The following is an 802-nucleotide window of genomic DNA, read 5'->3' as shown; positions in this document are numbered from 1 at the left end:
TTCGTCGATCAGCAGATCATGGCAGACATCCCCCTTGCCATGACCGCCCTTCATCAAAACCGCTTGTGCACCCAAAGCGCACAGCGCTTTGCCCTGTTCAACCATCGCCTCAGGCGTGTCGGCATCACCTCGATCCAGCAAACATGCCGCCTCGGGTAGGTTTGGCGTCAGAACGGTTGCACGGGGCAGCAGAACGTCGCGTAGCGTTTGAACTGCCTCATCGGCCAGAAGGGCATCACCGGATTTCGCAATCATCACGGGGTCCAGAACGACCGGTCCTTGAAACTCGGAAATCCCCTGCGCCACGGTCTCAATAATCTCCGGCGTCGCCAGCATTCCGATCTTGATAGCGCGCACATCCAGATCGCTGAGCACCGCTTGGATCTGGGCCGAGATGACCTCCGACGGAATAACATGCACGGCCGTAACTGCCTGCGTGTTTTGAGCAGTAACGGCGGTGATCACGCTGGCCCCGAAAACACCCAAAGCCGACATCGCCTTGAGATCGGCCTGAATGCCCGCGCCGCCGCCGCTGTCGGATCCTGCTATGGTCAAGGCAATAGGTGCCACGTCGTTGCTCCATCTATTTTGAGCAACTCGGGCATGGAAAACGTCTGTTTGCTTTAGACCGTTCCCTACGCCGGAATTGCCCGGATCAGGTTCGATGGGTTAGCGCTTGCGCCTCTCAGCCCTTCCATAAGGGCACCCCAACGGTTGATGCGGACAATCTCAGGACCGGTCTGGAAAATCAAGCCTCAATCCGCGTATCGTATGGCCAATATCTTCAATAAAATAGGGCCAG

Annotated in this window: 1 protein-coding gene and 1 riboswitch; the gene reads right to left on the bottom strand. The window is 57.2% G+C overall.

Annotated features, from left to right (window positions below):
* Positions 1-570, bottom strand: a 570-nt coding sequence (gene thiD, locus ACR0E6_RS22060; protein ID WP_480587373.1) for a bifunctional hydroxymethylpyrimidine kinase/phosphomethylpyrimidine kinase, incomplete at its 3' end; no start/stop codon positions are given.
* Positions 571-615: 45 nt separating this feature from the next.
* Positions 616-720: riboswitch (TPP riboswitch) on the bottom strand.
* Positions 721-802 lie beyond the last annotated feature (82 nt).

It is taken from the genome of Ruegeria sp. AP12 (assembly GCF_056540025.1).
This window is presented reverse-complemented; position numbering and strand designations above follow the sequence as displayed.